The organism is Oceanicoccus sp. KOV_DT_Chl (assembly GCF_900120175.1).
GTDB lineage: Bacteria > Pseudomonadota > Gammaproteobacteria > Pseudomonadales > Dasaniaceae > Oceanicoccus.
This window is the reverse complement of the sequence record NZ_FQLF01000004.1, coordinates 189,852-216,053: the sequence shown is the minus strand read 5'-3', so window position 1 is coordinate 216,053 and position 26,202 is coordinate 189,852. Positions and strand designations below refer to the sequence as shown.

The 26,202-nt window shown below is 46.4% G+C and carries 22 protein-coding genes and 1 pseudogene; 9 read left to right on the top strand and 14 right to left on the bottom strand.

The window, feature by feature from the left end; all coding sequences use genetic code 11:
• Positions 1–11: 11 nt before the first annotated feature.
• Genes gspK through gspE form a run of 7 tightly spaced genes read right to left on the bottom strand, consistent with a single transcriptional unit; the run spans position 12 to position 5,877 of the window.
• Positions 12–1,001, bottom strand: a complete 990-nt coding sequence (gene gspK / locus UNITIG_RS16490) for a type II secretion system minor pseudopilin GspK (RefSeq protein WP_101759480.1) — start codon at positions 999–1,001, stop codon at positions 12–14.
• On the bottom strand, positions 1,002–1,664 hold the full coding sequence (gspJ, locus tag UNITIG_RS16485) for a type II secretion system minor pseudopilin GspJ (RefSeq protein WP_101759479.1): 663 nt from the start codon (positions 1,662–1,664) through the stop codon (positions 1,002–1,004). It lies immediately after the preceding gene.
• Positions 1,664–2,059, bottom strand: a complete 396-nt coding sequence (gspI, locus tag UNITIG_RS16480) for a type II secretion system minor pseudopilin GspI (RefSeq protein WP_101759478.1) — start codon at positions 2,057–2,059, stop codon at positions 1,664–1,666. Before gspI ends, gspJ begins: the two co-directional genes overlap by 1 nt.
• A complete protein-coding gene (gene gspH, locus UNITIG_RS16475; RefSeq protein ID WP_101759477.1) occupies positions 2,056–2,622 on the bottom strand; it encodes a type II secretion system minor pseudopilin GspH in 567 nt (188 codons plus the stop codon). The genes gspI and gspH overlap by 4 nt, the downstream gene beginning before the upstream one ends.
• Positions 2,623–2,652: 30 nt before the next feature.
• A complete protein-coding gene (gene gspG, locus UNITIG_RS16470; protein WP_101759476.1) occupies positions 2,653–3,075 on the bottom strand; it encodes a type II secretion system major pseudopilin GspG in 423 nt (140 codons plus the stop codon).
• Positions 3,076–3,113: 38 nt separating this feature from the next.
• Positions 3,114–4,343, bottom strand: a complete 1,230-nt coding sequence (gene gspF, locus UNITIG_RS16465; protein ID WP_101759475.1) for a type II secretion system inner membrane protein GspF — start codon at positions 4,341–4,343, stop codon at positions 3,114–3,116.
• Position 4,344: 1 nt separating this feature from the next.
• A complete protein-coding gene (gene gspE, locus UNITIG_RS16460; RefSeq protein WP_101759474.1) occupies positions 4,345–5,877 on the bottom strand; it encodes a type II secretion system ATPase GspE in 1,533 nt (510 codons plus the stop codon).
• A 129-nt stretch (positions 5,878–6,006) separates the two neighbouring features.
• Between gspE and UNITIG_RS16455 the strand changes: the two genes are divergently transcribed.
• Together UNITIG_RS16455 and gspD are read left to right on the top strand one after the other, a co-directional pair.
• Complete coding sequence (locus tag UNITIG_RS16455) at positions 6,007–6,711, top strand: type II secretion system protein N (RefSeq protein WP_101759473.1); 705 nt, start codon at positions 6,007–6,009, stop codon at positions 6,709–6,711.
• Between the two features lie 17 nt (positions 6,712–6,728).
• Positions 6,729–8,597, top strand: coding sequence for a type II secretion system secretin GspD (gspD, locus tag UNITIG_RS16450; RefSeq protein WP_101759472.1), 1,869 nt, complete (start codon positions 6,729–6,731; stop codon positions 8,595–8,597).
• Positions 8,598–8,674: 77 nt separating this feature from the next.
• Here gspD and sohB read toward each other — a convergent pair whose 3' ends face one another.
• The 3 genes from sohB to UNITIG_RS16435 form a co-directional block, all read right to left on the bottom strand.
• A complete protein-coding gene (sohB, locus tag UNITIG_RS16445; RefSeq protein WP_101759471.1) occupies positions 8,675–9,718 on the bottom strand; it encodes a protease SohB in 1,044 nt (347 codons plus the stop codon).
• A gap of 121 nt (positions 9,719–9,839) precedes the next feature.
• Complete coding sequence (locus tag UNITIG_RS16440) at positions 9,840–10,493, bottom strand: cation/multidrug efflux pump (protein ID WP_101759470.1); 654 nt, start codon at positions 10,491–10,493, stop codon at positions 9,840–9,842.
• Between the two features lie 10 nt (positions 10,494–10,503).
• Positions 10,504–12,222 carry a hypothetical protein gene (locus tag UNITIG_RS16435; RefSeq protein ID WP_101759469.1) on the bottom strand — a complete coding sequence of 573 codons (1,719 nt, stop codon included), beginning with the start codon at positions 12,220–12,222 and terminating at the stop codon, positions 10,504–10,506.
• Positions 12,223–12,580: 358 nt separating this feature from the next.
• Between UNITIG_RS16435 and nhaB the strand changes: the two genes are divergently transcribed.
• On the top strand, positions 12,581–14,083 hold the full coding sequence (nhaB, locus tag UNITIG_RS16430; RefSeq protein ID WP_101759468.1) for a sodium/proton antiporter NhaB: 1,503 nt from the start codon (positions 12,581–12,583) through the stop codon (positions 14,081–14,083).
• A gap of 23 nt (positions 14,084–14,106) precedes the next feature.
• Here nhaB and dnaQ read toward each other — a convergent pair whose 3' ends face one another.
• The 3 genes from dnaQ to UNITIG_RS16415 are packed head-to-tail and all read right to left on the bottom strand — an operon-like array spanning position 14,107 to position 16,027.
• Entirely contained in the window at positions 14,107–14,817 is a 711-nt protein-coding gene (dnaQ, locus tag UNITIG_RS16425; RefSeq protein WP_101759467.1) for a DNA polymerase III subunit epsilon, read from the bottom strand.
• 12 nt (positions 14,818–14,829) lie between these two features.
• Positions 14,830–15,261: a ribonuclease HI gene (gene rnhA / locus UNITIG_RS16420; protein ID WP_101759466.1), complete on the bottom strand. Its 432-nt coding sequence runs from the start codon at positions 15,259–15,261 to the stop codon at positions 14,830–14,832.
• A gap of 1 nt (position 15,262) precedes the next feature.
• Positions 15,263–16,027, bottom strand: coding sequence for a methyltransferase domain-containing protein (locus UNITIG_RS16415; RefSeq protein ID WP_145999205.1), 765 nt, complete (start codon positions 16,025–16,027; stop codon positions 15,263–15,265).
• Between the two features lie 123 nt (positions 16,028–16,150).
• Between UNITIG_RS16415 and gloB the strand changes: the two genes are divergently transcribed.
• Together gloB and UNITIG_RS16405 are read left to right on the top strand one after the other, a co-directional pair.
• Positions 16,151–16,936, top strand: coding sequence for a hydroxyacylglutathione hydrolase (gloB, locus tag UNITIG_RS16410; protein WP_101759464.1), 786 nt, complete (start codon positions 16,151–16,153; stop codon positions 16,934–16,936).
• Positions 16,937–16,995: 59 nt separating this feature from the next.
• On the top strand, positions 16,996–18,681 hold the full coding sequence (locus tag UNITIG_RS16405; protein ID WP_101759463.1) for a LysM peptidoglycan-binding domain-containing protein: 1,686 nt from the start codon (positions 16,996–16,998) through the stop codon (positions 18,679–18,681).
• A gap of 130 nt (positions 18,682–18,811) precedes the next feature.
• On the opposite strand, the gene UNITIG_RS16400 is transcribed toward UNITIG_RS16405, so the two are convergent.
• The gene (locus UNITIG_RS16400; RefSeq protein ID WP_101759462.1) at positions 18,812–20,281 is read right to left on the bottom strand and encodes an HDOD domain-containing protein; all 1,470 of its coding nucleotides are present in this window, start codon (positions 20,279–20,281) and stop codon (positions 18,812–18,814) included.
• Positions 20,282–20,516: 235 nt separating this feature from the next.
• On the opposite strand from UNITIG_RS16400, the gene UNITIG_RS16395 reads away from it, so the two are divergent.
• The 4 genes and pseudogenes from UNITIG_RS16395 (at position 20,517) to UNITIG_RS16380 (ending at position 26,119) form a co-directional block, all read left to right on the top strand.
• The gene (locus UNITIG_RS16395; protein ID WP_101759461.1) at positions 20,517–22,358 is read left to right on the top strand and encodes an extracellular solute-binding protein; all 1,842 of its coding nucleotides are present in this window, start codon (positions 20,517–20,519) and stop codon (positions 22,356–22,358) included.
• Positions 22,359–22,369: 11 nt separating this feature from the next.
• Positions 22,370–23,448 (top strand): annotated as a pseudogene (locus tag UNITIG_RS16390) (microcin C ABC transporter permease YejB).
• Positions 23,449–23,450: 2 nt separating this feature from the next.
• Positions 23,451–24,488 (top strand): ABC transporter permease, encoded by a 1,038-nt coding sequence (locus UNITIG_RS16385; RefSeq protein WP_101759460.1) that lies wholly within the window; start codon positions 23,451–23,453, stop codon positions 24,486–24,488.
• Positions 24,485–26,119: an ABC transporter ATP-binding protein gene (locus UNITIG_RS16380; RefSeq protein ID WP_101759459.1), complete on the top strand. Its 1,635-nt coding sequence runs from the start codon at positions 24,485–24,487 to the stop codon at positions 26,117–26,119. Before UNITIG_RS16385 ends, UNITIG_RS16380 begins: the two co-directional genes overlap by 4 nt.
• The last annotated feature ends 83 nt before the right edge of the window (positions 26,120–26,202 follow it).

Below are 26,202 nucleotides of genomic sequence, written 5' to 3'. Positions count from 1 at the left end.
GCTTTACTCAATTACTCGAACAATTGTTGGCGTTTGATTACTATTAACTGGCCATCACCTTTATCGCGATACAGATGCGTGCGGATAACACTAATACGTTGTTGATAATTAGCGATAACCCGAACTTCAAAAAACTCACTCCGCACGGTCAATTGCTGGCTAATCGAAGCAAGATCGGCTAAACCTGAACGGCTCGTCCATTGCCCAACTGTATCCAGGCCGCCCTGCCGCTGTATCTGCTCAATTTGGCTAATTTGGCGCTCATCTAATGCTACGGAAAGTACTTTAAGTAGTTTAGCATCCAAGGTGTTTAAATTGTATTTTGTTATGCCGGTTTTCTTATCATTAACAGCTAACGGTAATGCCGTCAGCGAATCTTTTATTCGCTCATAATCAGCCGCGGTCATTTGTTGTAGTAAGCGTAGCTCAGTTTCATCGATCAGTGGTTGATTAGCAGCAAGATAACCACTCTCAACATATTGCTCATCTTCAGCACCACCTTCTCTGGGGAGGGTATCTGAATCAATCCAATCCAATACTAAATCAGTGTAATCCTGGCTGAGTTCAAGCTGTGATTGCAAACGACTGAACTCTTCAGCAGCCGGGCGATTAACCCTATCCTCTTCGGCGATTAGATTATTGACATTGAAGCGGCTGTGCAAATCAATAATTTCTATGGTCATGGAACCATTTTCAATATCAAACACCTGGTCAATATTAGCCCAATTATCACTCAGGCTATCGACCGCAGTACGATCGCCCTCGCTAAAATCACGGTATAACAACTGTCGTGCCAACTGCTCACCAGCAAGGGCAAAGTGATAAGACTGTTTGCTGTCGATAAAATTAGCGGTTTTTCGAATATCACGATAATTGCGCGAAGCCACCTGGCTAGTGATAATCGCTGCTAACGCAAATATGAGCAGTACGGTTATCAAGGCCACTCCGGACTGCCTGTTAGCGCGAAAACCAATGATCCGTCTTACTCTCAATTGCGCCATCTATAACACCGGATATAAGCGGCTGAATGTGTTGTCATCATCACTCTGCCAACTCAATTGAATAGCTAATATCTTTGTTGCGGGTTTGCCATCTACCTGTTTTTTTTCCGTTGCTGGTAGCGGCCATTCCAATTGCGGCCCATCTTCAGTAATAACCGACACCGTTAAGCCAACCACATCGGCCAACAATACCTGTGTGCGTGGCGTGGCATCTGCCATGCGATCCACTGCCTGCCATATATGCCGGCGCAAGTAACTTTTTTCGTCTCTATAGAAAACACTTTGCTCATTCTCCGCTTGCGGGTGGGGGCCCACATCATAAGCAATCCGCTGCAAACTACTACGAGCCATTAATAAGGGGTTGCGCTGGCCACCACGGGTGAATTGTAGCGGGTACTCTTCATCACCCACCATTAAAGCTGCTAACGTTTGTTCGCCTTCAAGCCGTATAGAGCGATCCACCCATTGTTGTAAATCATAATCCATTACAGACAGTGCCTTAAGGTGCTTACCAAGCACTGACGAATAAACATCGCCCTGCTGCTGACCGACGATAGTGCTATTCAATACCTGGTAAGAGGCAATACCAATCATTGAAAAAATACTTAAGGCAATAAGCACTTCCAATAAGGTTAAGCCTGAATGACGGCGACTGAGTGACATTAATAGCGGCCTCTATAACCGATTAATTGCGCAAGCACCGCTGCCTCCGACTGGTTGGCAACACTATCATCCGTGACTGTTACTTCAATTTTACGAAACCAGGGATCTGAAGTACTGCTTACCTGAGTGGTGACTCGCCATTGCCGCTGAGCCAAAAGGGTAGATTGACTGGAACTACCCAGACTGGGCCAATCATCCGCAATTTGAACAACAGCCAATTGATTTTCTGCCAGCACAATGGCCGTTGCCTTCAGTTGCAATTGCTCTAACTGGCTCAGACTTTGTCGACTTTGACCAATGACCGCCAGCGACGAAATCGCCAAAATGGCCAGTGCGATTAACACTTCCAATAAAGTAAAACCAAGCCCCTGACGCTTACCTGCCAGTCTCCTCATAAGCGTTCTATCCCGGACACCCCATCACTGCGCAGAGTGATCACATCACTGACATCCGGATGCCGCAGGGTAATACTAAATGGTGTTATTTCCCCGCTGGAGAAAAACATAATTAAAGGACGAAAATCACCACCTAATTGCTGCAGCGCCTTTATCCGGGTAGCAACCGATTGATTGTCAATCTCCAGCATTTTATCGTTGAGCTCTACGGACATATAAATTGTGGGCGGCAGTGCGTAAAAACCAAATGCCTTGTCCGGCAGCAGCTGCCATGTCTTATCGACAAGATTCAACCAAAGAAATTGATAGCCGGAAAATTCGCCGTCATTCACTGATGCGAGCGATAATTCGATACCTTGCAGCAGCGCCTCTTCACTGGCCATTTCCAACACAGCCACTAAACGGTCAGCTTCACGATCTAATTGCGCCGCACTGTTATCGCCGATGGATACGGCCACCAGCGATGCCATCACCGCAATAACCACCAGCACCAGCAAAATTTCCAGCAAGGTAAAACCGGATGCTTTTACTGCTGATACCGTTGGCCTAAGCTGTTGTCTCATCGCACTGCAATTAACTGAAAGAGTCTGTGATCAGAAATTACCAATATCTGCATCGTAACCTTCGCCACCTTCGCGACCATCGGCACCATAAGAATATAAATCAAAAGGTCCCGCTGAACCGGGACTGATGTAATTGTATTCTGCTCCCCAAGGGTCAACCGGTAATTTGCCTTTTTTAAGGTAGCCTGCGGGATTCCATTTTTTTGGCGCCGGCGAAGAGGTAGGTTTTTGAACAAGCGCCTGCAGCCCTTGGTCGGTGGTTGGATAGGTCTGATTATCAAGTTTGTACATTTCCAACGCCTGCTCCATCGTGGCAATGTCCGTTTGCGCAGCGGTAACTCTGGCCTCATCAACACGACCGAGAATATTGGGGGCCACCAAGCCAATTAACACGCTGATAATAACGACGACCACCATAATTTCTATTAAGGTAAAACCTGCAGACCGTTTCATCTTACTCTCCTCCACTGAATCCAGAATATACACTGGTGTTATATCAGCTGATTTAAATTAAATATTGGCTGTAAAATAGCGAGCACGATAACCATGACCGCCACACCCATAAATAACAGCATGCCAGGCTCAAAGAAACCAATCAGGGTAGCCACTAAATTGTCTAACTCCCGTTGCTGGTTATCGGCCACCCGCTCCAACATACTATCCAGCTGGCCACTGGCCTCACCGCTGGCGATCATATGAATCATCATTGGTGGGAAGTAGCCATTTTGCTCTAATGCTGTATGCAGGCTACCACCTTCTCGTACATTTTGTGTGGCCACAGAGACGGCCTGCTGCAAAAAGCGATTTTCAATCACTTCCGCGGCTATTTTCATGGCGTCCACCAAAGGAACACCGCTGCTGGTCAAAATACTGAGGGTACTGGCATAGCGTGCGGTATTACTACCACGAGCAAATTTACCGATCAGCGGCAAGCGTAATAATTGCTCGTGCCAGCGTAATTTAAGCCTGTCACTTTGCAAGGCATATTGAAAGCCAGTGACGGCCATTAATAGTAATACAAGGACGGCAATACCATAATCCACAATAAAATCACTAATGCCGATTAAGGCCTGGGTCAACGCTGGAAGTTCCTGTCCTTGACCAATAAAAACCTCAACCACATCGGGTACCACAAAGGCCATTAAGCCGGACACGATAGCAATGGACATAACAAACAAAATAACAGGATACAGTAAGGCCAACTTGGTTTTCTGACGGGTTTGATAACTGTTTTCGGTATAGTCCGCAAGACGATTTAACACCAGATCCAAATGCCCTGCATGTTCGCCAGCTGACACGGTCGCCCGATACAAAGAGGGGAACGCCGCAGGAAAATCAGCCATGCTCACCGCCAACGGATGGCCTTCCATCACCTTGGAGTGCACAGCCATCACAATACTTTTGACGCGCGTGTTTTCCGATTGCCGACCAATGGCAGATAAAGATTCTTCAAGCGGCATTGAGGACTGAACTAATGTCGCTAACTGTCGGGTAATCATAGCAAGTTCAGCGACATTTAAGCGCGGCCCCTTATTCGCTAAAAATGCAGATGATTTTTTTGCCAATGATTTGTTGGATTGCGCGGAGGCATTATCGACTTGCAACGGTGCCAAGCCCTGATCGCGTAATATTTGACGAACCTGCCGGCTACTATCGGCTTGTATGACCCCTTTCTTTTCTTTACCGCTGCTATCTAAAGCTGCGTACGAAAACGCTGCCATATTAATCCTCTAGTGTTACCCGTAACACTTCTTCAACGGTGGTAACGCCTTCTATTATTCGCGCCCGACCATCCTCGCGGATACTCAGCATACTTTTCATTCGCATGGCATTAATCACATCTTCTTCAGAGGATTCATTATGGATAAGCTGGCGAATTTGCTCATCAACGATGAGCAATTCATAAATGCCGGTACGCCCTTTATACCCTTGATGATTGCAGCTTTCACAACCTACTGGCGCAAAAATTTTGTCATCACCCTCTAGTAAATCCCCCAAGAACTCACGTTCCAAAATACTGGGCGGCTGTTCGACTTTACACTCTTTGCAAAGCACCCTGACCAAACGCTGGGCCAGCACCCCAAGCAAGCTGGTTGCCAATAAAAAAGGCTCAACGCCCATGTCACGCAACCGGGTGATTGCTCCAGCCGCGCTATTAGTATGCAAGGTAGATAATACCAAGTGGCCGGTTAAACTAGCCTGCACAGCAATTTGTGCAGTTTCCAAATCACGAATCTCCCCCACCATCACTACATCGGGGTCCTGTCGCAACATGGCGCGCAAGCCTCTGGCAAACGTCATATCTGCTTTTGGGTTAACCTGGGTTTGGCCAATGCCTTCCAAATTATATTCAACCGGATCTTCAACGGTCAGAATATTTCTGCTGCTGTTGTTAATAGCCGACAAGCCGGCATAGAGCGTCGTTGTTTTACCGGAACCGGTAGGGCCGGTTACCAGAATAATACCGTGCGGACGATTCAGTAATCGATTGAATTGCTGGTCGCGTAACCGCGGCATCCCCAGCGCATTCAAGCTTAATCGTCCCGCTTCTTTTTCCAATAAACGCAACACAACACGCTCGGAATCATTGGAGGGCATAGTTGACACACGCACATCAATTTCACGCCCCGCTACCCGCAACGAAATACGCCCGTCTTGTGGTACGCGTTTTTCTGCAATATCCAGCTTGGCCATAACCTTGATACGTGAAATCAGCAAAGGCGCCAGTTCGCGACGGGGCTCTACAGCTTCGCGTAACACCCCATCCACCCGAAAGCGAACGACAAGGCGTTTCTCAAACGTTTCAATATGGATATCTGAAGCATTTTGTTTAACCGCTTCCGTCAACAGCGCATTAATCAAGCGGATAATAGGCGCATCGCCCTCCTGCTCCATCAAATCTTCAGATTCCTGCACAGCATTGGCCAAACTGGTGATATCCATCTCATCACCGAGACTTTCAACCATCTGCATCGCATCTGAAGAGTTTCTTTCATAGGCCGCCGACAGCTGCTCGGCAAAGACTTTCTCATCAAGGTGCAGGCAAATAAAGGGCTGCTGTAAAAAACGCCGCACTTCCGCATAGGTGGTGAGCGCAATAGTGCCCTGATGACAGAGCGCTGGTACTTCACCGCCGCCCCGGTACTGCAAGAACACGCCATAGCGCTTGGCAAAACTAAAAGGCAAGTTACGAGCACCACTAACCACAGCCGTGGCAGCGGACAAATCGGTATCAGGGTTGGTAACTACTTCCATGGGTTTAGCCGTTTTGAACTGTTCTCAACAAGAATAATCGATATCTGCTTATTTTCCACTAAGTTTCATGCCTAAGTTCTTGTTACTAGACTATAATTTAAAAAATTATTTAAGGAATTTTGACTCCAAGTGATCTCGCGCTGGCAACAAAAGTTTGATGATATCGATACCGCCCAAGCACTTCGATACGCAGGGATGCTGATCGCGTTGCTAATGGCCTTGCTCATTGGCCAGCAATTATTCAATACCTTTAACACCTTGGACCATCAACCTGTTCACGGCGTCAGTAAGGTCAGCAAGCAAACTGCTGCGCCTTACAATGCGCGTACCATTACCACCAGCCATTTGTTTGGACTCTACAGTGGTGGCAGCAACGGCGCGGCAAACCTGCCAGTAACACGACTACAGCTGGAGCTGCGCGGAGCATTTACCTCTTCCAACCCGGATCAAGCTAGCGCCATTATCAAAGGGCCTGATGGCGAATCTCGCGCATATAAGGTCAATAGCCGTATTTATGGGACTGCGCGACTGCACAAAGTGTTTGCCGATCGCATCGTACTGTCCCGTAATGGACAGCTGGAAACCCTTTATTTTCCTGACCCGTCCTCAACCACCAGCAGCCAAACTGCAGTTACCACCTCCTATTCCGATAGTAGTAGCGGCTACGACATCCCCGAAGATGCGATGAAGCTGGTGCAGGATAATATGAGTTTGCAGGAAATCCAACAAACCACCAAAGCACTAAAAAGCTCAGCAATGACCGCCGAGCAACGACAAGCCTTGATCCGCAAACGTCTGCAGGATTTACGCGATCGTGCTAATGCAAAAAAATAACCAGGACCGCCATCACCATGCGCTCGATTCGATTATTACCGCTTAACACCTGGCTCTTCTTAGCTCTACTGTACCTGGGCTTAAATAGCCAAAGCTATGCTGATCAGCTCACCATGAATATGCGCGACGCCGATATTCGCTCACTGATTCAATGGGTAGCGGATAACACAGGCAAAAATATCGTCGTTCATCGTGGCGTACAAGGGACAGTAACGGTGTTATCCCCTCAGCCGCTGAGCACCGACGAAGCCTATCAAGTCTTTCTATCGGTACTGCAAGTCCATGGTTACGCTGCTATAGAAACCCCGGAAGCGATAAAAATTGTACCCATCGCCCTCGCCACTGGCAGCGCACTGCCCTATGACACCAATAAGGCAGATGCCGACATGGTGGTGAGTGTGATTAAAATTGCCAATGTATCCGCGGTACAAATGGCTGAAACACTGCGGCCACTGCTAAGCAAAGAAGCCGTTGTTACACCCTATGCGGCTACCAATGCGCTGGTGGTTGCCGATCATGCCAGCAACATCGCCTCTGCCAAGCGGCTAATTCAACAACTGGATACCCAAAGTGACAGCGCGATTGAATTGATACCACTGAAACACGCCGATGCCGTTAGCATTTTGCAGAGCCTTACTAGTCTCGCTGCTGCAGGTGGCGCCAGTAAAGACATTTCTATTTCAGCAGATGAGCGTTCTAACAGCATCCTTATCGCAGGCGATCCTGCCAAGCGTAAACAATACGCTACCTTGATAAAACAACTGGACTCTCCGCTTAATGGCCAAGGCAATACACAGGTGGTTTATTTGCACTATGTGGATGCGCAAGAGCTAGTGCCCATCCTCAAAAGTCTGGCACAAAGTATTCAAGTATCGCAAAAAGACAGCGCCACCCAAGTCAGTATTGATTCCAGCGAGAGTGCCAATGCATTGGTAATAAATGCTCCCCCTGCCATGTTAAACACCATCAAACGCGTGATTGCACAACTGGATATTCGTCGCGCCCAAGTCATGGTAGAAGCTATGCTGGTCGAGGTCAGCGGCGATATAGCTAATGATATTGGAGTGACCTGGATTAGTGATCCCGACAAAGAATTAGTCAGCGCAGTTAATACCTTGGGTGACTTACCATTAGTAGATGTAAATTTAACTGACCCGGACAGTTTCAGACCAGGGCGGGGCTTTACGTTTGGTTATTTTCAGGACGGTGATTTACAAGCGGCGATACGTGCCTTAAACGCAACCCAAAGCGCCAATATACTTTCTACGCCCACCATTGTCGCCATTGACAACGAAGAAGCCTCATTATTAGTCGGCCAAAATGTGCCGTTCAAAACGGGACAATCCACCAGCTCCTCATCACCGACATCAGACCCATTTACTACCATTGAACGGCAAGACATCGGGCTTTCCTTGGTCGTCACTCCTCGCATTAACGAAGGCGATTCCATTACGCTGGAAATCAAGCAGAAGACTGAGAATATTGCTCAATCAATTGATGTTGCCTCGGATATTGTGACCAATAAACGCGAGATCATCACCAAGGCGTTAATTAAAGATGGTCAAATACTCGTACTCGGCGGCTTGATTAGCGATGAAGAAACTGAAATTCAGGAGAAAGTACCATTCCTTGGTGATCTGCCATTAATTGGTAAACTCTTTAGCAGTACTGGCAAATCCAAAAGCAAAACTAATTTTCTGATATTTATCCACCCGACTATCTTGAAAGATGATACCGATATTCAACAAGTAACCCAGCAACGTTATAACTTTATGCAAAATTTGCAACAACAGGCTAAAAACAAGGAGTGGAAAGTAGACACTAAAGAACCTGCGGTACTGGAAGACTTCTCAACTTTTTCCCCAGCCGGGAAAAATAAAGAATAGCTAACGTCATCTGAATAAGGAAAAAAGGAGCTAAATATCAGCTCCTTTTTTTGTATTGATAAACACATTGCCAGTGATTAAAAATGCCGATTATGACTAAAGCGCTCAATTAATTGATTAACAACACCATCAGTTGCCAACCTGGCAGCCATCCCTAATTTTTCCTGCAAGGTTTTCTTTTCCTCAAAGGTCACGGTATAGATATTGGCCTCTTTACGTTTTGACATCAGGTATTCATCACTGGTTTGAACGTCATCAATTAAATTATTTTCCAGTGCTCGCTTGCCGTACCATATTTCGCCGGTGGCGACCGCTGCAACATTTACCTGCGGACGATGCTCCGATACAAAGCTCTTGAATAATTCATGGGTATCTTCCAGTTCCTGAACAAACTTGGCCTTACCTTTGTCAGTATTTTCCCCAAACATAGTCACTGTGCGCTTATGCTCACCGGCGGTAAATGTTTCAAAATCAATATCATTCTTTTTAAGCAGGCGATGAAAATTGGGGACTTCAGCAACCACGCCGATAGAACCAATAATTGCAAAAGGTGCGGCTAATATTTTATTACCAATACAAGCCATCATATAACCACCACTGGCGGCAACCGCATCAACCGCTACGGTTAATGGAATGTCTTTGCTGGTAATGCGAGTGAGCTGCGACGCGGCAAGACCATAGGTATGTACCATGCCACCAGGGCTTTCAAGACACAGCACGACTTCATCAGCAGGTGTTGCCATGGTTAATATGGCGGTAATCTCTTCACGCAGACTAGCCACTGCCGAGGCTTTAACGTCGCCATCAAACTTCAAAACATAGATACGTTTTTTGGGTTCATCTTCATCACTGGCTTTTTTCTTGGCTTTTTTTTCTTCTTTTAGTTTTTTCTTTAAGGCTTTTTGTTCTTGTTTACGCTCATCGTCATCCAGCACAAAGGATTTGATGATATCTTCGGCATCATCATAATGATCATTGAGTAAACTCACTTCGATTTGACCGCGATGTTCTTTTTTCCCTTTACTGCTTGCGGCCAGAATACCGACTACTACAAATAAAATAGCGACAACAATAGTGACCGCTTTGGCCAAAAACAGACCATATTGACTAAGAAATTCCAATGAAAACTCCGAGGATATATCGATAATAGTTATGTTGTGGCTAGATACAATCTCGCCGAGAGCGGGCAATCTTGGAGGGATAATCAGGTTAAGTCAAGGTAGCAGGCTGGCACAAATCGATCTATTGCCATGCTGTGACGGCAGTGGTGGCGCGCTCATTCAATGGCCTGGCTAATAAACCGCTACCTGACAAGCTAACGCTGTACAAAGCACCATCACTCATGGGTAAATACGTCGCACTGCCATAAGAGGCATCCACCAGCGGCAAGAGTTGGCGGCTACTCCGTAACCACTGCCAGACATCCAGTACGCTTTTACTGGTGTTCAAGGAATGCACAGTGCGTGCAGCATTACGGTCTTCTTCCAGGGCTAAATAACGCCCACTAATACGATCCAACCGATAGCCTGGCGTCAAACCAAGTCCAGCCAGCGTTTTATTCCATTTCAGAATTCGTGCATCCAATTGCCACAAATCACCTGCAAGCTCAAAATTTTGCTCGTTACCACTACTATCAACCAGCGACACAGCAAAGCGCTGATCATCAAGCTTGGTAAAACTAATGCTGGCAATCGTCTGTTCCTTGATCAGTTGCTTGTAACTAAAAAAGTCAAAGGCTGAAAGTGCCAGTACCACAGACAACACAACAAAACACAATCCAGTCATACCGCGTAACCAACCCATAAACCAGCGGCCTTTAAAGAGTAGGCGACCGGCTCCCAACACGATGGTTAGTGACAGTGCAATAAAAAAAATCGCCAGAATGGTATAAGCCATGAATCAATCCTTACTTAGCAGGCACTACCGCAAAACCTAAAGCTGCCAAACTTTCTTCAGCAACCAATAAAATATCTTCGTTCACATTCCGGCTCCCTTCCAATTCAGTCAGATAATACTCAAGACTGATTAAAGCATCAGCCAATGTCTCCAGTAACTGATGACGCTGGTCGCCTGGGCTACGCTCACGAATATGGTGTGCGACAAAGTCACTACATCCTTTCAATACGGCCGCTGCACGATGGTAATTCAGAATATGTAAACCGCCCCTGACGGTATTCAGCGTTGTGCCTACATTGGCAATATGCGCACTGTCAAAATTGGAATCGACATAGGAGGTTATCGCACGCTTGGCCAATGAAATACCTGCCTGGGCTTCTTCCAGCACCAATTGCTCTGCTTGCCCAAACTGGCTATTGGCTATAATCTTTTTGCGCGCCAAAGCATTGGCCTGATTAAGATCGTCAATGGTAATTTCACGCCGATCTAGCCCGGATAGTGCGCTATCGATATAAAGTAAATTATCTGCAGCGGTTAAAAAGCTAGCGCTGTCGACCTGCTTTGGATTGTTTGACCAGGCTTTTATTTTTTCCAGCTGCTCATCCAATATTTGCTTTGGACCGGTTAAATTTAGAATGCTGAGAGTGTCTGAAACTCTGGCTACAATTTGACTAAGGATATCAAGATCTTCAAGCTCTATCGATTGATTCTGCGAGGCGATTTCAAGAATATCTTTAGCACTGCGCAACTCTTCAGCCAACACTTTAATAACTGATTCAATCGTATCCTGGCTTGGGCCATGCATTGCTGCACGTTGCTGGCTGATTTGTGTATCGGTAAGATCCATTTGCGGCAAACTGTAAGCTTCACGCACAGCATCAAGCTCAGCACTGCTATAATCTGTTAGCATCAGCATAAACAGGAGATCACGCTTGAGAGAGGTCACATCAAGCTGATTCAGCCCCTCTTCACCTTTGCTGACTACAAGCCGCATCAGCTTTTCAATCTCACCAAAATTACGCTTTCGATTTAAAGTAACCTCAAGCTTACCCGCAGCAAAAGCATTCAGTACCAAGATGGCTAGCTGCCAAATTTCGGCTTGCGGGTGATTACCCAACAGGCTAACAATACGGGTTACCGCACGGGTCATAAATAAATAATGCGGACTGCTATTGGGCTGCTTCAACACGCCAACCAAGCCAGTCTGATACATCTGCCGTAATCTGGGCAAGCTGGCCAGCAATAGGCGTAAATCAGGAGCCCCGTGATCGCCCATCATCATTCCCAACAGGGGAATGTTGCCACGGTAAAATAGCGATTCCGCTAATAAACTCTCGCGACGACTGGCACGCAGTTCATTGACGTAGGGGATGACCAAAATGGGTAATTCACTTTGGCGGACCGTGATAAATTCAATATAACGAGGTAATACAAAGTAGGCATGGGTTAAAGCATTCACCATGGTGTCGGTGGTTTTACGCTCAGGGTCAGCAATTACTGCCACTAACGCAGCCATCTCATCAGCTAATAAAGCCGCCCCGGGGTATTCCAGTAATCTGAAGATCCCCCCGACCTGAGCAATGGCCTCATGGCAGGCCTTAATGTGACCTTCGTTATTTTGGTCGGCGATATAAGCTTCCAGCTCGTTGCCAGATTGCGTTATGGTGTTGCCTAACTCTTCCTGAATTACTTTCAAGGAATTGAGATTGATGCTCACTTCTAGCGTCACAAATACCCCTTCAATGGCTTGTTACTGGTGCGCTGGCTCTATATATCGCGACTCAGCATGGACTGATCATTGCTCAGTATAGTAGCTTATCGGCAGTTGCTTGTTATTTTTAATAACATTAACAGCTACTTGCATCACAATATTAAAGACGAATATGCACCTTCGTATCAACCACAACCTGCAGCAAACGCTCCCGCCTCAATTTACAGCGACAGAAACAGCAAGTTAGCGCCCTTGCCGAGCTATCCAGCACTAAAAATCTTTATAAAAACAACGAAATAGCCTGCATTTTTACAAAAACCGATTATATTCAATAGTTAAGATACATAAGCAGTTATTTAATTTTAAGGAGTTACCAATGGCTCAAACTATGCCACAGGCGTTAGCAGCCAACTTTCTCGGCCAGGCGCCGCAATGGTACAAGCAGTGCATCATCGCTTTTTTGGTGTTGAACCCAATTCTATTATTTACCGTCGGTCCGTTCGTTACGGGCTGGATACTCATACTTGAGTTTATATTCACGCTGGCTCTTGCTTTAAAATGCTACCCGCTACAACCCGGTGGCTTATTGGCGATAGAGGCCATTGTAATTGGAATGGCCTCCCCTGAATCGGTTTATCACGAAGCCGCCAGCAACTTTGAAGTTATATTGCTGCTGATCTTTATGGTCGCAGGCATTTACTTCATGCAAAATTTATTGCTCTTCGTGTTCACCAAGATTTTATTGGGTGTGAAATCCAAAAAAGTATTATCCCTGCTATTTTCTTTAGTAGCCGCTGTGCTAAGTGCTTTTTTAGATGCGCTCACCGTTACCGCGGTGCTAATTAGTGTTGGTACCGGCTTTTTTGCGGTTTATCACAAAGTGGCATCTGGCAAAAAACAAAATCACTCCCACGACCACAGTGATGACGGTGGCGTTATTGAATTGCACCGCAATGATCTTGAACAATTTCGTGCATTTTTACGCAGCCTATTAATGCATGGTGCGGTAGGTACGGCTTTAGGGGGGGTGTGTACGCTGGTAGGTGAACCACAAAACCTGCTAATCGCAGAAAAAGCCGGGTGGGATTTTATTCAATTCTTTTTGCTGATGGCCCCTGTTACCATGCCTGTGCTGGCTGCCGGGCTACTCACCTGCTTGTTACTGGAGGTCACAGGTACGTTTAGTTATGGCGCAGAGCTACCCACTGCGGTGAGGGAAGTACTGGAAGAGTATTCCAAGGAAGAAGAATCCAAGCGTACTACCAGAGACAAAGCAGCACTGATCATTCAGGCGCTTGTGGCAATCTTTTTAGTCGTGGCGCTAGCCAAACACCTTGCCGCTGTTGGTATTATCGGCCTTGCCGTGATCGTGTTACTAACCGCCTTCAATGGCATCATTGAGGAACACCAGATAGGCCACGCCTTTGAAGAGGCACTCCCCTTCACAGCACTGCTAGTGGTGTTTTTTGCAATCGTTGCCGTTATCCATGAGCAACATCTATTTAGCCCCATCATCGATGCGGTATTAGTAATGGATGTCGGCATAAGACCGGTAATGTTCTTTATCGCCAACGGCGTGTTATCCATGATCAGCGACAATGTTTTCGTGGCGACAGTTTATATCAACGAGGTTAAAGCAGCTTTGGATGCTGGCACTATTACCCGCGTCGAGTTTGATCAGTTAGCGATTGCGATCAATACCGGTACCAATATCCCCAGTGTGGCAACCCCTAACGGTCAAGCAGCATTTTTGTTTCTGCTAACCTCAGCACTGGCGCCACTAATCCGCTTGTCTTATGGACGCATGGTAATTATGGCGCTGCCATATACCATTGTGATGAGTACCGTGGGTATTGTGGCGGTTTATTTTTTAATTTAGCCATGTCCAAATACTCAATGGCACTATCGCCATTGAGTATTTCCATCACTCGCTTTATCTATTTCCTCGAGCCGTAACTCATGCGCAGCTAATTCCTCAGCACTAGCACGAACGACTTTCAATGTCGGTCGATCAGCAGCCAAACGCCGAATAGCGGTATCAGCCTCACCGCCCCCTTCCTGATTATCGTCACCGGAAAGCAATAGATTGGACTGCCCACCGGTCATTAACAAATAAACGTCAGCTAAAATCTCTGAGTCGAGTAATGCGCCGTGCAAGTCACGCTGTGAATTATCAACTTCGTAGCGAGAACAGAGCGCATCCAAACTGTTGCGCTGCCCGGGGTGCTTCTGTCTAGCCATGACCAGGGTGTCGACCACAGTACAGTAATCGATCGTTTTACCGGGGCTCGCGGCACCCAATAAAGAAAATTCTGCGTCAATAAAACCAATATCAAACGGCGCGTTATGGATAACTAATTCGGCACCGTCAATGAACTCAACGAAGTCTTTAACAATCTGCTGAAAGCGTGGCTTGTCAGCTAAAAACTCATTAGTAATGCCGTGAACTTCTATTGCCCCCGCATCGATGTCACGATTCGGGTTGATATATTGATGGTAATGGCGTCCCGTTAATTTTCGATCAATTAATTCAACGCAACCGATCTCAATAATGCGATGCCCCTGACTTGGCTCCAAACCAGTCGTCTCAGTATCCAGTACAACTTGTCTCAATGTATCTTCCCCTTACAGTTCATCAATGCCGCGATTGGCCAATTGATCGGCAATTTCATTTTCGCGGTGACCGCTGTGACCTTTAACCCAGTGCCAATCGATTGTATGCCGTTGCGCTTGTTCATCCAGCGCCTGCCATAAATCAACATTTTTCACCGGCTTTTTGGCTGAAGTTTTCCAACCACGCTTTTTCCAGTTATCCATCCATTCAGTAATGCCCTTGCGAACATATTGTGAATCAGTGGTAAGACTTACCTGACAGGGTTCGTTGAGCGCTTTTAAGCCCTCTATGGCAGCCGTGAGTTCCATTCGATTATTTGTGGTATTGGGCTCGCCGCCATACAATGGTTTTTCGTTGCCCTGATAGCGTAACAATGCACCCCAGCCACCCGGGCCAGGATTACCACGGCAAGCGCCGTCGGTAAAAATTTCAATGTGTTTCAATCTACTTCCTCGTTGCCGACTGGCTTGGCCATTGCCGCTTGGCAGGTGCTAGCCCAACAAATTCGTTTCTGGCTTTTTTCCATTTTGGTTTTAACGGTGTCATTGCTGACACTTCTTTAAGCGCAGAAATAATATAAAAGTTTCCAAAGGGCCACTGCGTCAACAATTCATTCAACCAGCGCTTATCCGTGTTCTCAAGCATCGCGGGGAAATGCTGCCCGTAATTAATCTGTTGTGTTTCAAACCCTAACAAACTGAGCCAGTCCTGCATTCGCGGGCTGCTTATCAGTTGATTATGCCACACACGTTGCGGCAAAAAACGGCTGAACTGTTTGATGCTACCCAAGGGTGACCAAGGGTTAAAACCAATCATAATTAAATGTCCGTGGGGAATGACAACCCGGTGCAGCTCACGCAATAATTGGTGAGGGTTATTACTCACCTCCTGAACGTGGTGCACCACAACCACATCGAGACTTTCATTAGCAAACGGCAAGTGTTCAAACTCTGCACAGGTACTAAGCGTGTTTACTGTTGGGTGGCTGCGGTATTTATTTTGCACACGACAATCACGATAAAGCTCCAACCGGGAGTCAACACTCAGTTGCAGCAAATGATAGCCAAAACAATCAGTGAGCATTTCATCTAATAAAAGCTGCTGCTTAGCAAGCAATAAACGCCCACGCTCACCACTAAACCAGCTTTCATAGACTGGCAGCAGCTCTTCAATGGTTGCAGCTTGTTTAAATCTGGAAAAAAATGCCATGGTCAGGTTTTCAGTAGCAATACTGCACAATATGAATATGCATAAGGTAAAATCAGGTAACTATCTTAACTGAAAGCCGTTATTATTCTAGCGTTAATCCTTAATGAGTGATGCCCACCAACTATGATTAAAATTGAACCCATTGCCGCTTTTTCCGACAACTATATCTGGTGCCTTTACGATCAAGAGCGCCGGGAAGCTGCAGTAGTCGACCCCGGTGATGCTGCACCGGTTTTGGAATATCTGCAGAAACACCAATTAACATTAACAACAATTCTGATTACTCATCATCATTTTGATCATACCGGCGGTATCGCAGACCTCCTTGCAGCCCATGGTAGTAATCTGCCTGTCTATGGCCCCTACAGTGACAATATAGCGCAGATCACACATCCTCTGGACGCCACCAGCAGTTTTGAATTATTTAACCTGCATTTTGAATGCCTGACGATTCCAGGGCACACCCTCGACCACATCGCCTTATTCTGTCCCGATAATGCTGGCACACCCCTTCTCTTTTGCGGCGATACTTTATTCGCCGGCGGCTGTGGACGAGTATTTGAAGGCAACCCGGCGATGATGTTGAAATCACTCGAAAAACTGGCCTCACTGCCCGCCAGCACTCTGGTGTATTGTGCCCATGAATATACATTGAGTAATTTAGCCTTTGCTCAAGCGGTTGAACCTGACAACGAGCAGCTATTACAGCGTTTGCAATCCGATAGCGACAAACGTCAGCAGGCATTGCCAACAATACCTTCGACACTGGCGCTTGAACTGGCTACCAACCCTTTTTTACGCTGCCAACAACCATCGGTTATCCGCAGCGCCAGCCATCATAGCGAACAAGCCTGTGATGACCCCGTGGCCGTGTTTGCCGCCATTCGCGGCTGGAAAGATAGCTTCTAACATTGACCCTTATAGGACAGGCCTCTAGAATACGCCCATTTCACAACAATAAGATTCTCATGAAGTTATTATTAATCAGCAAGTTATATTTCTTTATTCAAGTTATTTCTATTCTTCTATTGCAAGCTGGCTGCCAATCTATCGGGATCAATAATAAGCCATTAAATGATCCACCGATTGCCATCACTCACGACATGGCCGCTGCGCTAACGGATGCTGATCCCTGGGAATATTTCACCGACTTCAGCAGCCCGTATGCCTGCATTCACAGCATTGACGAGCCACAAGCCACAGAACCTAACTGGGTTGAGCCAGACACTATTTGGCCCAGAATCCGCCTGGGGTTTCAGTTGGACTGGGGGCTGGAGCAGAAGCGCCTGGACGCCGAGTTTAATTGGTATCAACGTCACCCCGAATATATGTCGCGCGTCAGCAACCGTGCCAGACGCTATATCTACCATGTGACAGAACAACTGGAACAGGCCGGGTTGCCGCTGGAATTAGCACTGCTACCCATTGTCGAAAGTGCCTATGATCCATTTGCCTATTCCCATGGCCGCGCGTCCGGCATGTGGCAATTTATTCCCGGTACCGCCCGCATGTATCATTTACAACAAAGCTGGTGGTATGACGGTCGCCGCGACATTATCGATTCCACGGCGGCAGCCATAAGCCTGCTTGAACGCTTGGCTGACTACTATGACGGAGACTGGCTGCTTGCTCTAGCCGCCTATAACTCCGGCCAAGGCAACGTTAATAAAGCCATTCGTAAAAACAAAAAACGGGGCAAACCCACTGATTTTTGGTCGCTGGACTTACCTAGAGAAACCCGCAGTTATGTCCCCAAGCTATTGGCACTGGCAAAACTCGTCGACAACCCAAGACGCTACGGTATTGATCTTTACCCTGTTCCGAACCAGCCCTACTTTGCCACTGTCAGCACCCAGTCACAGATTGATCTGGCACAGGCTGCTTCGATGGCTGAGATTGATATAGACGAATTGTATCTACTAAACCCTGGCTATAATCGGTGGGCTACTGACCCATCTGGCCCTCACCGCTTACTGGTCCCGCTAGCCAATGAATCGATTTTTGAACAGGCATTAACCAAGCTACCACCGTCAAAGCGACTGCATTGGCAGCGGCATACCGTCAAAGAAGGTGAATCTTTATTGCTGCTCGCCAAACGCTTTAATACCGGTGTGGATACTATCAAGCAAATCAACAGTATCCGCGGCAACATGATTCGTGCCGGACAATCATTAATGATTCCAATGGCCTCACAAGCCGGGGAACATTACAGCTTAAGTGCCGACCAGCGACTCACCACTATTCATGAGCAGCGAACCGGTGGCGCTAACACTCGGCAAATTTTTTATACCGTAAAAAGTGGCGACAGCCTGTGGACCATAGCGCAGAAACATCATGTAAGCACCTCCAAGCTTGCCCACTGGAATGGCATTGCACCAAAGGATCTATTAAAACCTGGTCAAAAACTCAGTATCTGGCTGGCAAAAAATAATAAACAAGCAAAGGGAACTACAGCGCCGGTAAACCAGCGCAAAAACGTAGTAAAAAAGGTGGGATATAAAGTTCGTAATGGCGATTCACTTGCCAGAATAGCCGATAAATTTAATCTACGGATCACTGACATTGTGAAATGGAATAAGGTCAACCCGAAAAAATATCTACAGCCAGGGCAGCGCCTGACACTTTATGTCAATGTGATGAATACCATCAATTAGAGCCGGTGGCTAACCTGGCTAAAAGAATGCTATTACGTGAATACTGAATGGTGAACACTACCCGGCTGATGATTCATCGCTTAATCAAATACATCATTCGTACACACATAGCTGAGTTAAAATGCACGGGTTAACCACGCCGTCGCTGGCGGGCTTTTTCAGCCAGCATGGCTAAAGACATGCTCGTTTGCTGACTAAAATGATCGAAACTCTCATGTTGTTCCTGATCTATCTGCACCGGCTTTTTCAATCCTCGATCGGCAACAATAACACCAATGGGCCGGCTGCCAGCATATACTGCCGAGATTAAACAGTTATTCGTGTCGATCAACCGCTCGGTTTTTTTATTAATTAAATGATTAAACTGGTGTGTGGTGTTTTTGCGCAGCCAGGCATTGGTACGGCTGTGTAAGCAGTGGGCAAATATATTATCCTGATCGCTTTTAATAGGGAAATTTAGATCACTACGCCACTCGTCGGTATTATCACCCAGCACATATTTGGCCTGCATCTGGGTAACTTTTGGATCTACCAAACATATACACACTCGCTCCAAACCAATACCACGATGAATTCCTTCGACCACCATTTGGAACAAAGTATTAACATCCACCATCTGCTCGACCATTGCGCCCATTTCACGCAAAATATCAAGTTGTAATTGGGGGTTGGACTTCATGCTCTTGATTTCTGGGGGTGCGACTTTTTCCGTTGTGCTTGGGATCAAGTGACAAATTTTATTGGCGCCATAAGCCAGCGCAACACCTGCGGCCTTATCAGCTCCCTGCTCTATCATTTCTCGCACCGCTTCCAGGCCTAAACCTGAAAACAAAGAAGCCTTGACTAATACATCTCTAAATTCTTGCGAGTCCCAACCTTTTTCTGTGGCCAGGCTAATTTCTTCGCCGAGCAATACCGCTTCGGTTGCCTTACTAGGATGCATGCCTGGATCTAACGCTTCCTGTAAGCGACTACCAAGCTGCCACTCCTCTGCTAGCGCGCGGGTAATCTCACGCATACTGCTGCCAAGTAACTGCTGCTCAAGCTGTGGATCACCACAACTACCCGCATCAAGCTTACTATCTAACTGCTCTACAGCATCGCCCTTGGTGCTCCAAAACGCCATTTCACCCACATGCAGTAACAGTGAAGTAATAAACACTTCTTCCTCTTTTTCATTGCCACCTGCTTGTTGGAGTAAATTTTCAGCCTGCACAGCGGTATGGAAGCCCCTGGCCATCCACTCCAACATTCGCTCTTTAGTGTTCTGCTTGAGTAGTGAATCAACCATCATCACTGATAATGAAATAGCCTTGATACCCTGAAAGCCAAGCTGCACTACCGCGCGACTAATAGTAGTTACAGCATTGTCTGAATTAGGGTTATGGTAAACACTGTTAGCAATACGCAGAACTTTAGTGGTAAGTGCGCTGTCTTTAAGAATAATCTCGGAGAGTTGGGACGCTGAAGAGTCACTGCTTTGAGTAACGGCATTGAGCTCCTGCATCACGCCGGACAAAACCGGAAGCTGTACATGACTTAATTGCTTAACCCATTGCTGTGTTGTTTTGGTGGTCGGCTTTAGTTCGGGGTCACTCATACAGGTCCTGTTACTGATAATGGCTATAATTTAATGCATTGTAGGCTGTTGTCGTGAAATTGCAGACTCTTTGATCAGACTAAAGCTATTAAAAAATGAATAAGTCCCAGTATAACGTTAACTCTTCCATCCAGCAGAACTTCTTGCTAACGTGGAGGAAATTTACTGTTAAAACAATAATTTGCTCGACCCTTAGGGCAATTCGACTACTAATTAACCAGATCGCGAACCAGCCATGCGCACTAGACTATTCACATTAATTTTCAGCGTTTTAATCGCTGGCGCCAGCTATGGCAACGACACCACCATTTCTCACGCCATTGCTATGCATGGCAATGTTAAATACCCGGTGGATTTCCATGGCTTTGACTACACCTCTGCCAACGCAATAAAAGGAGGCAAATTACGGCTAGGGGTACAGGGTACTTTTGACAGCCTTAACCCATTTATTAGCAAAGGCTCCCCTGGCGATAATATCGGTTTGATTTATGACACGCTGATGGTGCATTCAGCCGATGAAGCCTTCTCCCAATATGGTTTGATTGCGGAAAGAATCGAAACCCCCGCAGATCGATCGTGGGTCATATTTCACCTGCGGAAAGAAGCCCGCTTTCACGATGGTGTCGCGATTACTGCCGACGACGTTGTATTTACCTTTAATCTATTAATCGAAAAAGGCTCACCCCTGTTCCGTTCCTACTATGCCGATGTTCAAACGGTTGAAGCGCTTGACCCGCAGCGGGTCAAATTCACCTTTAAGCCTGGGGTCAATCGCGAACTGGCACTCATCGTTGGCGACCTGGCCATACTCCCTAAACACTACTGGCAAGACCGTGATTTCAGCAAGTCATCACTGGAGATACCGCTAGGCAGCGGACCGTATAAAATCATTAACGCTGACGCCGGACGCTCAATCAGTTTTGAGCGAGTGAAGGATTATTGGGCCAGCGATCTGCCAGTGAATCGAGGGCTCTATAATTATGATCAAGTACAACTTGATTATTACAAAGATGCCGTCGTGTTGTTAGAAGCATTGAAAGCTGACCGCTACGATTTTCGACTTGAAAACGTCTCAAAACAATGGGCAACGGGTTACAACAGCCCGGCAACAGCCAAAGGGCTGCTGAAAAAAGTTAAAATTGAACATAACAATACAACCGGCATGCAGTGCCTGCTGATGAATTTACGCGACAGTAAATTTCAGGATCTACGGGTACGCAAAGCCCTCAATTATGCGTTCGATTACGAGTGGACAAATAAAAATTTATTTTATGGGGCCTATAAGCGCACCGACAGCTTCTTTTCCAATTCTGAACTAGCCTCATCCGGCCTCCCTAGCCCGGAAGAGCTAGACATTCTCACCCCTTTTAAAGAGCAAATTCCTGAAAGCGTATTCACCACGCCTTACACCAACCCTGTTAGTGACGGCAGCGGTCACAACCGTGGTAACTTACGAATAGCGGCAAAACTATTGAAAGAAGCCGGCTGGGTAGTCAGGGATAATGTGCTGGTGAATGCCACCAGCGGCGAACCCTTTACTATCGAAATACTGATTTATATGCCTACTACCGAGCGCATACTTAACCCCTATGCCAAAGCATTACAAAAGCTAGGGATTCAAATGACAGTGAAAAGCATTGAAGTCTCGCAATTTGTCAATCGATTACGTAGCTATGATTTTGAAATGCTCACCGTCGTAATCGGACAATCACTTTCACCTGGCAACGAGCAAAGAGAATACTGGCATTCAACTGCTGCCGACATTGAAGGTAGTCGCAACTATTCCGGCATCAAAGATCCTGTAGTTGACCAGCTCGTCGATCTGGTCATTTCCGCCCCGGATCGCGAACAATTAATCTACCGCACCAGAGCGCTTGATCGGGTACTGTTACATAATTATTTTGTTGTTCCCCAGTATCATAGCGGCGCTCACCGGCTGGCTTACTGGGACAAATTTGGCCAGCCAAACATCGCCCCTAAATATGATCCGAGCTTCAGTATTGGCCTTTTTAGCTGGTGGGTTGATCCCGATAAAGCACAGGCTCTGAACAAGGCCAAAGCTGCTTTAAACGAATAATATAGAGTTATATGGCCAACTACATACTACGTCGACTACTGTTAATCATCCCGACCCTGTTCGGTATTATGGTGATTAACTTTGCCATCGTGCAATCCGCCCCGGGGGCCCAGTCGACCAGATGATTGCGCAACTTCAAGGCCATGATCTTAATGCCACTAGCCGTATCAGCGGTTCTGCCAGCGGCGATACCGGGCAAACAGCACTGCGCCGCGAGCAAAGCTATGGACTCGATGCCGAGACCATCGAACGCATAAAAAAAATGTATGGTTTTGACAAGCCGCCTACCGAGCGCTTTTGGGAAATGGTCGTCAACTATGCACAATTCGATTTTGGTGAGAGCTTCTTTCGCAATACCCCCGTTATTGATCTGATCATTGACAAGCTACCGGTCTCCATCTCTTTAGGCGTATGGAGCACCTTACTGGTCTATTTTATTTCTATCCCACTAGGCATCAACAAAGCGATTCATCACGGCAACCGCTTTGATGTTTGGTCCAGTACTTTTATCACTATTAGCTACGCCATCCCCGGCTTTCTATTCGCAATTTTATTAATCGTTGTGTTTGCCGGTGGTAGTTATCTGGATTGGTTTCCTTTACGCGGCCTAACCTCGGACAACTTTGAAGAGTTATCCATGATCGATAAAATCAAAGACTATTTTTGGCACCTTGCACTGCCACTTACTGCCTATACCATTGGGGGCTTTGCCACCTTAACCATGCTCACAAAAAACTCCTTTCTTGATGAAATCAATAAGCAGTACGTCGTCACCGCCAGAGCCAAAGGTCTTGATGAACAGCAAGTCCTTTATGGTCATGTATTCAGAAATGGCATGTTGATTATTATTGCCGGGTTTCCCAGTGCATTTCTCCACATGTTTTTTACTGGCTCGATGTTGATTGAAGTTATCTTCTCGCTCGATGGGTTGGGGCTACTGAGTTACGAATCGGTTATTAATCGCGACTACCCGGTGATTTTTGCTAACTTGTTTATATTTACCCTGATGGGCTTGGTGATGAAAATCATCAGTGATTTAACCTATGTATGGATCGACCCTCGTATTGATTTTGAATCCAGGGCCGCTTAGACATGCTATTCAAGAGCGAAAATTTTAGCCCCATTAATCAACGTCGCTGGCAAACGTTCAAAGCCAATAGACGTGGCTTTTATAGCTGTTGGATATTCTGTTTATTATTTGGGTTCAGTCTTTTTGCAGAATTTATTGCCAATGATAAACCGATACTTGTTAGCTATGACAGTGAGCTGTTTGTCCCTGCGCTCTTTTCATATCCAGAAACCACCTTTGGTGGTGACTTTGAAACCGAGGCGGATTACAGCGATCCCTATGTGGTTGAACTTATTACGAATTCAGGGTGGATGATTTGGCCAATCATTCACTATAGCTACGATACCCATATAGCTGACTTACCTTCGCCAGCCCCCTCACCTCCTTCGTTAGAAAACTGGCTGGGAACAGATGACCAGGCAAGGGATGTGGTGGCTCGTATTATTTATGGCTTTCGAATTTCACTGTTATTTGCCCTGGCACTAACATTGGGCAGCACTGTTATAGGTGTCGCAGCTGGCGCTGTACAAGGTTATTACGGTGGCAATATAGACTTGTTAGGACAGCGCTTCATTGAAATATGGAGCGGCTTACCAGTGTTGTTTTTATTAATCATTTTATCCAGCATTATAACACCTAATATCTGGTGGTTATTGGCCATCATGTTGCTGTTTAGTTGGACCCAACTCGTTGACGTAGTGCGCGCTGAATTTTTACGCGGAAGAAATCTGGATTATGTTAAAGCTGCGCGAGCCATGGGAGTTACCAATACTACCATCATGTATCGACATATATTGCCCAATGCGGTCGTCGCTACCATGACCTATATGCCTTTTATACTGACCGGGGCCATTACCACTTTAACATCACTAGACTTTTTGGGTTTTGGCTTACCGCCCGGATCAGCATCACTGGGTGAATTGGTAGCGCAGGGTAAAGGCAACCTACATGCGAGTTGGTTAGGCATCAGCGCTTTTACAGTGCTTTCACTTATGCTGACACTACTGGTATTTATTGGCGAAGCAGTTAGAGATGCTTTTGATCCGAGGTTGATCCAATGAAGCCTACTTCCCCGCTTTTAAGAGTCAAGCAACTCTCCACCCGCTTTCGTCAGGGTAATACTAGCACCGACGCTGTGAAGCAGGTTTCTTTTGTCGTTAACCCCGGCGAGACCGTAGCATTAGTTGGAGAAAGTGGCTCAGGCAAATCGGTAACAGCACACTCTATTTTAGGGCTATTACCCTACCCAATGGCCAACCACCCCAGCGGCGAAATTTTTTTCCACGATCAGCAATTATTACATTTAGATGCCAAAAAATTAAAAAAAATTCGCGGCAATAAAATCAGCATGATATTTCAGGAGCCTCTGACTGCATTAAACCCACTGCATAAAGTCGGACAACAGATTGCTGAAGTCATCAGCCTTCATCAAGGGCTTCGCGGTCAGGCGTTGCAGCAACGAGTTATCGATTTGCTAACCCAAGTAGAAATACCGTTGCCCGCAGACAAGGCCAACGCCTACCCTCACGAACTTTCAGGCGGCCAACGGCAACGGGTGATGATTGCCATGGCTATTGCCAATGAGCCAGAGTTGTTAATCGCTGATGAGCCGACGACGGCCCTCGATGTGACTGTACAAAGCCAGATATTAGACTTGCTGTCCACCATTCAACAACGCATGGGAATGGCCATTTTATTAATCACCCATGATTTATCTGTCGTCAGACAAATTGCCGATCGCGTGTTAGTGATGCAACAAGGGGAATTAGTTGAGCAGCAAGACACTGAGCAGTTATTTAGCTTACCCCAACACCCCTATACTAAAATGCTATTAGCAGCCGAGCCTGCCGGTGATGCCGTAACTAGCATGCGCACCAAAGAAAGCAAGCCACTATTAATCACCAAAAATTTATCCGTTAAATTCCCCATAGGTAAACATTGGTTTTATCAAAAACCTAAAACTTTTTCCGCCGTCAGAGAAGCGAGCTTAGAGCTCTACCCAGGGGAAACCCTTGGTGTAGTCGGGGAAAGTGGATCCGGCAAAAGCACTCTGGCGATGGCTTTATTGCGCCTTACAGCTTCTGAGGGCCTGATCGAATTCCAACAACAACCCATTCATACCTATTCCCAGCAACAAATGCAGGCGGTACGTAAACAAATACAAGTAGTTTTCCAAGACCCTTTTGGTAGTTTAAGTCCACGCATGTCCGTCGCCGACATTATCAGTGAAGGCCTGAGAGTTCATTATCAACTTACTGATGAAGAGTGTGATCAGCGTGTCGTTGAGGTGTTAAATGAAGTCGATTTGGACCCAGCTATTCGACACCGCTACCCTCATGAGTTTTCTGGTGGACAACGTCAGCGTATCGCCATTGCACGCGCCGTTATATTAAAGCCCAAATTGATTATATTGGACGAACCAACGTCCGCACTAGACCGCTCAGTACAAATACAAGTACTGGAATTATTAAAAGATTTACAGCGGCGCAGGCAGTTAAGCTATATTTTTATTAGCCATGATTTGCCTGTAGTGCGTTCTATAAGCCATCGTATGCTGGTAATGAAAGGTGGCGACATCGTCGAAAGTGGTGAGAGCCAATCGATTTTTGAAAACCCTCAACATCCCTATACCCAACAATTATTAGCTGCCGCCCTACCCTCCGCAATACACGTTAAGCAGCAGCCAAGCTAATGGCGCCAGCAATTTACAGTGACGGGGTTAATCTAAAAACCGTTAATATGATCTACCGACAATATCAGCTATTATAATAGTAG